Below are 8413 nucleotides of genomic sequence, written 5' to 3' on the forward strand. Positions count from 1 at the left end.
GATCGACCGGTGTGGTGTCGGAACATGCACACGGACGTGGGTGCAGGACCGCCCCGCGGCCGACGCACACACGGAGGCCCGGTGCCGTCCGTGGCGGACGTGCACCGGGCCTCCTGGCCGTCCGTCAGGAGACGGGGCGGATGCCGATCACCCGAAGCGGCCGGAGACGTAGTCCTCGGTGGCCTGCACGGACGGGTTCGAGAAGATCGTCGCGGTGTCGTCGAACTCGATGAGCTTGCCCGGAGCGCCGGTCCCCGCGATGTTGAAGAACGCCGTCTTGTCGCTCACGCGCGAGGCCTGCTGCATGTTGTGGGTCACGATGACGATCGTGAACTCCTTCTTGAGCTCCTCGATGAGGTCCTCGATCGCGAGGGTCGAGATCGGGTCGAGCGCCGAGCAGGGCTCGTCCATGAGGAGGACGTCCGGCTGGACGGCGATCGCACGCGCGATGCAGAGACGCTGCTGCTGACCGCCGGAGAGTCCCATGCCGGGCTTGTCGAGACGGTCCTTGACCTCGTTCCAGAGGTTGGCGCCCTGCAGGGAACGCTCGACGATGTCGTCCGACTCCGAGCGGGAGAGCCGCCTGTTGTTGAGCTTCACGCCGGCGAGGACGTTGTCCTTGATGGACATCGTCGGGAACGGGTTCGGACGCTGGAACACCATGCCGACCTGGCGCCGGACGAGCACCGGGTCGACGCCGGCGCCGTACAGGTCGTCCCCGTCGATCTTGACGGAGCCCTCGACGTAGGCGCCGGGGATGACCTCGTGCATGCGGTTGAGCGTGCGGAGGAACGTGGACTTGCCGCAGCCGGACGGGCCGATGAACGCGGTGACGGTGCGGGGCTCGATCGTCATGTCGACGCCCTCGACCGCCTTGAACTTCGAGTAGTAGACGTTGAGGCCGTCGACCTCGATGCGCTTGGACACTGTGTTCCTTCGGGGTGGGTGGATCCGCGCGTCAGCGCGAGAGCTTGGGGGCGAACAGGCGGGTGATGAAGCGGGCGAGCAGGTTCAGCAGCATCACGATGAGGATGAGGAGCAGCGCGGCGGTCCAGGCCCGGTCGACGAACGGGACGGGGTTGGCGCCCTGCTGCGAGTACTGCGTGTACGCGAACACCGGCAGCGTCATCATCGGGTTCTTGAACAGGTCGTAGTTCATGCTCGCAGTGAACCCGGCCGTGACCAGCAGCGGTGCGGTCTCGCCGATGACACGGGCGATCGAGAGCATCACGCCCGTGGTGATGCCGGCGAGCGACGTCGGGAGCACGACCTTGAGGATCGTGAGGTACTTCGGGACGCCGAGCGCGTACGACGCCTCGCGGAGCTCCATCGGCACGATCTTCAGGACCTCTTCGGTGGAGCGCACGACGATCGGGATCATCAGCACGCTCAGCGCCACGGAGCCGACCAGGCCGAATCGGGCGCCCGGGCCGAGGAACAGCGCGAACAGCGAGTAGGCGAAGAGACCGGCGACGATCGAGGGGATGCCCGTCATGACGTCGACGAAGAACGTGATGCCCTTCGCCAGCGCACCCTTGCCGTACTCGACGAGGTAGATCGACGTGAGCAGGCCGATCGGCACCGAGATGAGCGCCGCGAACAGCGTGATCTCGAGCGTGCCGATGAGGGCGTGGACGGCTCCGCCGCCCTCGGAGATGACGCCGCGCATCGAGTACGAGAAGAACTCGACGTCGAAGCGGGCGAGACCGTCCACGACGACCGTCCAGAGCAGCGACACGAGCGGCAGCACCGCGATGACGAACGCCGTGATGACGAGCGAGGTGATGAGCCGGTCGACCGCCTTGCGCCCGCCCTCGACGATCCGGGAGACGACCACGATGAGGACGTCGAACAGGACCGTGCCGAGGAAGAGCGCCGCGACGACGTTGAAGTCCTTCACGGCGCCGCCGGCGTTGAGCAGTGCGAAGACGAGGATCAGCGCGACCCAGGAGCCGACGAGGAGCAGCCACGGCACGGACTTGTGGAGCTTGCCGTTGGCGTAGGCGTTGCCGGCGACGCCGGAGTGACGGAGGGCGAGGGACATCGGGTCGTACCTCTCAGCTCACTCGCTTGCGGACGATGTACCGCGCGAGCATGTTGATGACCAGGGTGATGACGAAGAGGATCAGACCCGACGCGATGAGCGCGTTCAGGGCCGTGCCGGACGCCTCGGCGAACTGCAGGGCGATGTTCGCGGCGATCGTCGAGGGGTTCAGCGAGGTGAGCATCTGGAAGGTGACGTTCGTCGAGACCGACAGCACCAGTGCGATCGCCATGGTCTCGCCGAGGGCACGGCCGAGGCCGAGCATGATCGCGGACACGATCCCGGACTTCGCGAACGGCAGGACCGAGAGACGGATCATCTCCCAGCGGGTCGCACCGAGCGCCAGGGCCGCTTCCTCGTTGAGGCGCGGGGCCTGCAGGAAGATCTCGCGCATGACCGCGGTCATGATCGGGATCGCCATGACGGCGAGCACGATCGAGGCGGTGAGGATCGTGCGGCCGGTGCCGGACACCTGGCCGGAGAAGAGCGGGAACCAACCGAGGTACTCGTTGAGGAAGGCGTAGAACGGCTTCACGAACGGCGCGAGCACCACGATGCCCCAGAGCCCGTACACGACGGAGGGCACTGCGGCCAGCAGGTCGATGACGTAACCGAGCACCGGCGAGATGCGCCGCGGCGCGTAGTGCGAGATGAAGAGCGCGATGCCGAGCGAGAGCGGCACGGAGATCACGAGCGCGATGAGCGCGGACCAGACGGTGCCGAAGACGAGGGGACCGACGTAGTCCCAGAAGTTCGCGGCCTGGTTCGGCAGCTCGCCGACCTTGGCGCTGAACGCCGGGATGCTCTGCCAGACCAGGAAGGCCGCGACGAGCACGAGCACGAACAGGATCAGGCCGCCGGCGATCACGGAGGCGGCGGAGAAGACCCGGTCGCCGATGCGCACGACGGGCTTCGGCTTCGGGGAGACGGTGGCCCCTGGCTGGGCCGGTGCGGTCGTCATGGGACTCCTGTCGGAGGAACGCCGGGGGAGGCGACGGGTCGGGGGTGCTGGATGGCGGACGGGGAAGTGCCCGGACGCCGGTCGAGTGGGTGGGACCGGCGTCCGGGCGCTCAGGGATCCTTACTTGATGGAGGCGACGGCCTTGGCGGCCTTCTCCGAGAGCTCCGTCGAGAGGGCGGCCGACTTGGCCTCCTTCGCGGCGGCGTCCTGCGCGTCCTTCGAGACGACGTAGTCGAGGTAGCCCTTCACGAGCTCACCCTTGTCCGAGTCCTTGTACTCCTGGCACGCGATCGCGTAGGAGACGAGGACCAGCGGCCACGCACCCTTGGCGGTGTCCTTGCGGTCGATGTCGATCGCGAGGTCGTTGTCCTCGCGGCCCGACACGACGTCGGAGTCGGCGACGACCTTGGCGGCACCGTCGGCGGAGATCTCGGTCGCCGTGTCGCCGACCATCAGCTTCGCCTTGTCGAGGTCACCGGCGCCGGAGTCGTCGATGTAGGTGATGGCGTTCGAGGCGCTGGCCATGGCCGAGGCCACGCCCGAGGTGCCCTTGGCGCTGTCGCCGACCTGGTACGGGAAGGTCTGGCTCGGCTCCTCGGTCCAGACGTCACCGGCGTTCGCCGACACGTACTCGGAGAAGTTCTGCGTGGTGCCCGAGTCGTCCGAGCGGTGCACGACCGTGATGTTCGCGTCCGGCAGGTCGACGCCGTCGTTCAGCGCCGCGATCTGCGAGTCGTTCCACTTGGTGATCTTGCCGGAGAAGATGCCCGCGATGGTCTTGGCGTCGAGCGTCAGCTTCTTGACGCCGTCGACCTTGTAGGCGATCGCGATCGGGGAGATGTAGACCGGGATGTCGATGGCCTTGGAGTCCGCGGCGCAGTTGGCGAAGGAGCCGGAGAGCTCCTCGTCCGAGAGCGCGGCGTCGGAGCCGGCGAAGTCCGCGGCACCGGAGATGAAGTTCTTGCGGCCGGCGCCCGAACCGTCGGGCGAGTAGTTGACCGTGACGCCGGAGGCGACGTTCTGGATGCCCGCGGCCCAGGTGGCCTCGGCGGTCTGCTGAGCGGACGAACCCGAGCCGGTGAGCGTGCCCGACAGCTTCGAGTAGTCGGTGCCCGAGCTGGCGGTGGAGGAAGCGGTGTCGCCAGCCTCGTTCGACGCGCAGGAGGAGAGCACGACGGCGCCGGCGATCGCGATAGCCGCGACCGTACCGATTCGCTTGATGTTCACAGGGGTCCCTTCGGGAATGTCAGTGCAGGTGGGACCGCTGCTGGTCCCGTGGGCCGGTGCTGACCCGGGAGCGACTGTAGGGACGTGAGGTGACGGGGATCACGCCCGCCGGTGAACGGAAGGTGAACGAGGGGTTGTGCCGGACGAGCCGCCGTGCGCGCGGTCCGGGACGGGTGCAGGATCGGGAGCGTCGTGCGTGGCGCAGACCCATGCAGATGCATGCGTCGGTGGGCCTGGAGGCGCGGGTCGCCGCCGCGATCCGGCTGCGGCGGTCGTCGCGGTGCGGCTCGGCGCCGGGGGCGGCCCGGCCCTACGCCGGGATCGTGTTGCGGTGCGTCTCCACGGCGACGAGCTTGCCGTCGGCGATGTGCATGACCGCGAAGTCACCGACCGAGAGCATGGCCGCGCGACGGAGGTCGAACCGGCCGCTGTCGTCGGCGGTCGCGGTGGCGATGCGGGCGATGATGTCCGGCAGGACGGGTCCGTGGGAGCAGAGGACGGTCGACTTCGCCTTCTCGAGGCGCTTCTGCACGACGCCCTTGACGTTCGCAGCGCCCCGGTCGTGGGCGTCCTGGCTGATGTCCGGCGTGCTCGACACCCCGAGACGGGTTCGGTCGGACAGGGGCTCGACGGTCGCGAGGCACCGGGCGGCGGTGCTGCTGACGATCTTCTTCGGGCCGAAGGCGGCGACGGGCGCGGCCACGGCCTTGGCCTGGGAACGGCCGACGGGCAGGAGCGGACGGGTGGCGTCCGGGCCGTCCCAGTCGGAGCCGGGGACGGTCTTCGCGTGACGGAGTGCGATGAGGGCGAACGTGCGGTGCTCCCCGGCCGCGACGCGCTCGGCGAAGCGGTCGAGGATCGCGACGTCGCGGTCGTACGTCAGCCGGTGCCGGGCGTCGTCGAGCGTGACCCACTCGACCGAGGCGACCTCGTCGTTCGGGCGGAACCTGCCGGCGCGCTCGAACTCCTTCGAGGAGACCCGGGCGGACCAGTAGTGCACGATCTTGTCGCGACCGCTCGGCAGCACGTACTCGGCCGTGCCCAGGGGAGCGCCGAGGTGGACGCGGTACCCGGTCTCCTCGTGGATCTCGCGCACGGCGGTCGTCGGGACGCTCTCGCCCGGATCGACCTTGCCCTTGGGGAACGAGACGTCCTTGTGGTGGTCGCGGTGGATGAGCAGCACGAGCGGGACGCCGTCCTGTTCCCGCCAGACGACGGCACCCGCAGCGACGACCGGCCCTGAGGACCCGCCGCTCACCGAGTGGAGCGCTTCCGCGCCGAGATCTTCCGCATGAGGACATTCTGCACGTCGTCGAGCGGTCGTCCGTCGCCGTCGGTCGAGTGGCGCGTCCATTCGCCGTCCGACTCGAGGTGCCACGAGCTCGTCGTGTCGGCCATCGCGAGGTCGAACATCTCCTCGATCTCGTTCACGTGCGCCGGGTCGGAGAGGCGGACCAAGGCCTCGACGCGGCGGTCCAGGTTGCGGTGCATCATGTCCGCCGAGCCGATGAACACGGCCGGATCGCCGTCGTTGTGGAACGCGAACGCCCGGGAGTGCTCGAGGTACCGGCCCACGACGCTGCGCACCCGGATCGTGTCGCTGACGCCTTCCATCCCCGGCTTGAGCGAGCAGATGCCGCGCACCCACACGTCGATCGGCACGCCGGCCTGGCTGGCCAGGTACAGCGCGTCGATGATCTGCTCGTCCACCATCGAGTTGACCTTGATGCGGATGCCCGAGGGCTTGCCGGCGCGGGCGTTGTCGGCCTCGGCCTGGATCCGCTTCACGAGCCCCTTGCGGAGGTGCAGCGGCGCGACGAGCAGCCGCTTGAACTTCTTCTCGATGGCGTAGCCCGACAGCTCGTTGAACAGGCGCGTGAGGTCCTTGCCCACGGTGTCGTCCGACGTGAACAGACCCATGTCCTCGTAGATGCGCGAGGTCTTCGGGTTGTAGTTGCCCGTGCCGATGTGGCTGTAGTGCTTGAGGGTCCCGCCCTCCTGCCGGATGACGAGCACCAGCTTCGAGTGCGTCTTCAGACCGACGAGACCGTAGACGACGTGCACGCCGGCCTTCTCGAGCTTCCGGGCCCACGTGATGTTGTTCTGCTCGTCGAAGCGCGCCTTGATCTCCACGAGGGCGAGCACCTGCTTGCCCGCGGCCGCGGCGTCGATGAGCGCCTCGACGATGGGACTGTCCCCGGAGGTGCGGTACAGCGTCTGCTTGATCGCGAGCACGTTCGGGTCGGCCGCCGCCTGCTCGAGGAACGCCTGCACGCTCGTCGCGAAGGACTCGTACGGGTGGTGCACGAGGACGTCCTTCGACGCGATGGCGCGGAAGAGGTCCGGCTTCGTGTTCGGCTCGCCCGGCTGGAACTGCACCGGGGTGGTCGGCACGTGCTTCGGGTAGTGCAGGTCGGGCCGGGAGATCTTCGCGATCTCGAACAGCCCCCCGAGGTCGAGGGGCGACGGCAGGCGGAAGACCTCCTGCTCGGTGATGTCGAGCTCGCGCACGAGCAGGTCGAGGGTCACCGGGTCCATGTCCTCGGTGATCTCGAGGCGGATGGGCGGTCCGAACCGGCGGCGGAGCAGCTCGCGCTCGAGTGCCTGGATGAGGTTCTCGGCCTCGTCCTCCTCGATCTCGACGTCCTCGTTGCGGGTGACCCGGAACACGTGGTGCTCGAGCACCTCCATCCCCGGGAAGAGGTCGTCGAGGTGGTTCGCGATGAGGTCCTCGAGCGGGATGAACCGCAGGCGCCCGGAGTTGTCGTCCGGGAGCTTGATGAACCGCGAGAAGTTCTGCGGCACCTTGAGTCGAGCGAACTCCTGCCGCTGCGACTTCGGGTTCCGCACGCGCACCGCGAGGTTGAGCGACAGCCCTGAGATGTACGGGAACGGGTGGGCCGGGTCCACCGCGAGCGGCATGAGCACCGGGAAGATCTGCTCGGTGAAGTACTCGCGCATCCGCAGCCGGTCGGCCTCGGCCAGGTCGGACCAGTGCTCGATGTGGATGCCGGCGTCGTCGAGGTCGGGCTTGAGTGAATCGATGAAGGCCTGCGCGTGCCGGTCCTGCAGCTCGTGCGCCATCGCGGCGATGTCCCGCAGCACGTCGCTCGGGGCGCGGCCGACGTTCGTCGGGACGGCGATGCCGGTGTCGATGCGGCGCTTCAGTCCGGCGACCCGGACCATGAAGAACTCGTCGAGGTTGGACGCGAAGATCGCCAGGAAGTTGGCGCGCTCGAGGAGCGGCTGGGTGCGGTCCTCGCCGAGCTCCAGCACGCGCTGGTTGAACCGGAGCCAGCTGAGCTCACGGTCGAAGTAGCGGTCCGTGGGCAGCGACTCGTGCTCGATCTCGACGACCTCGTCGAAGTCGTCGAGGTCCGGTGCGACGGAGTCGCCGTCGAGCTGCGGTTCGGTGTCCATGTCCACATCCTGCCACCCGGTCCCTGCGGCCGGAGGACCCGACCTGGACCCTGTGGGAACGCGCGGTGAACGACGGGGGTGTGCAGTGCGGGTCAGGCGGCGGCGTACTGCACGTCGATCGCGTGCTGCACGAAGCCGGACCGGCGGTACAGCGCCAGCGCGGGCTCGTTGTCGCCCTCGACGTAGAGCGCCGCCGCCTCGAGACCACGACCGGTCAGCCGTGCCGTCCCCGCGCGCATGAGCACCCCGCCGAGGCCCTGTCCCTGCAGGTCCGGCCGGACGGCCACGGCGTAGAACTCGCCGATCCCGCCCTCGACCTTGAGCCAGCACGATCCCGCGAGCGAGCCCGAGGGGTCGCGGAGCAGGAGCAGGTCCTCGGCGGAGAACCAGCCGTCGGCCTCGCGGGCGCGGAGGTCGTCGAGCGTCATCCGGCCCTGCTCGGGGTGGTGGGCGAAGGCGGCGGCGTTGAGCGCGAGCCAGTCGGCCTCGTCCGCGGGGTCCTCGGCGCGGAACGCGATGACGGAGTACCCGTCCGGCACGGACACGTCCGGAGCGACCGCCGGGATCGGCGCACGGAGCTGCAGCAGGGTCCGCACCGGCGTCCAGCCGAACCGGGTCGCGAGTGCCCGCGCCGCCGGGTGGTCGCCGTGCGCCCACGCGCGCCGCGGCGCGGACCCGGCCGCGGGTGCGGCCCCGCCGCCGAGGGCGAGCGCCTGCGTGACGAGGGCCGTCCCGAGGCCGCGGCCCCGTTCCTCCAGGCC

The 8413-nt window shown here is 69.1% G+C and carries 7 protein-coding genes; all 7 read right to left on the reverse strand.

The genetic code is table 11. The annotated features are described in order from the left end of the window. Nucleotides 1–147: 147 nt before the first annotated feature. Nucleotides 148–927 (reverse strand): phosphate ABC transporter ATP-binding protein PstB, encoded by a 780-nt coding sequence (gene pstB / locus HP507_RS09895; protein ID WP_175351618.1) that lies wholly within the window; start codon nucleotides 925–927, stop codon nucleotides 148–150. Between the two features lie 31 nt (nucleotides 928–958). Further along, on the reverse strand, nucleotides 959–2044 hold the full coding sequence (gene pstA, locus HP507_RS09900; RefSeq protein ID WP_175351619.1) for a phosphate ABC transporter permease PstA: 1086 nt from the start codon (nucleotides 2042–2044) through the stop codon (nucleotides 959–961). A gap of 13 nt (nucleotides 2045–2057) precedes the next feature. Then, nucleotides 2058–3005, reverse strand: a complete 948-nt coding sequence (gene pstC / locus HP507_RS09905; protein WP_175351620.1) for a phosphate ABC transporter permease subunit PstC — start codon at nucleotides 3003–3005, stop codon at nucleotides 2058–2060. 120 nt (nucleotides 3006–3125) lie between these two features. Beyond that, nucleotides 3126–4232 carry a phosphate ABC transporter substrate-binding protein PstS gene (locus tag HP507_RS09910; protein WP_175351621.1) on the reverse strand — a complete coding sequence of 369 codons (1107 nt, stop codon included), beginning with the start codon at nucleotides 4230–4232 and terminating at the stop codon, nucleotides 3126–3128. 310 nt (nucleotides 4233–4542) lie between these two features. After that, nucleotides 4543–5490 carry an NUDIX hydrolase gene (locus tag HP507_RS09915; protein WP_271207309.1) on the reverse strand — a complete coding sequence of 316 codons (948 nt, stop codon included), beginning with the start codon at nucleotides 5488–5490 and terminating at the stop codon, nucleotides 4543–4545. Beyond that, entirely contained in the window at nucleotides 5487–7652 is a 2166-nt protein-coding gene (locus HP507_RS09920) for an RNA degradosome polyphosphate kinase (protein WP_175351623.1), read from the reverse strand. Before HP507_RS09920 ends, HP507_RS09915 begins: the two co-directional genes overlap by 4 nt. A gap of 92 nt (nucleotides 7653–7744) precedes the next feature. Next, a partial coding sequence (gene mshD / locus HP507_RS09925; RefSeq protein WP_175351624.1) for a mycothiol synthase occupies nucleotides 7745–8413 on the reverse strand: 669 nt, incomplete at its 5' end.

It is taken from the genome of Curtobacterium pusillum (genome assembly GCF_013359865.1).
In the GTDB taxonomy this organism is placed as follows: Bacteria; Actinomycetota; Actinomycetes; order Actinomycetales; family Microbacteriaceae; genus Curtobacterium; species Curtobacterium pusillum.

Bases quoted from the DNA above. Each gene is read 5' to 3' on its own strand.
- pstC (WP_175351620.1), bottom strand. From the start codon at position 3,005: ATGACGACCGCACCGGCCCAGCCAGGGGCCACCGTCTCCCCGAAGCCG.
- HP507_RS09920 (WP_175351623.1), bottom strand. From the start codon at position 7,652: ATGGACACCGAACCGCAGCTCGACGGCGACTCCGTCGCACCGGACCTC.
- pstA (WP_175351619.1), bottom strand. From the start codon at position 2,044: ATGTCCCTCGCCCTCCGTCACTCCGGCGTCGCCGGCAACGCCTACGCC.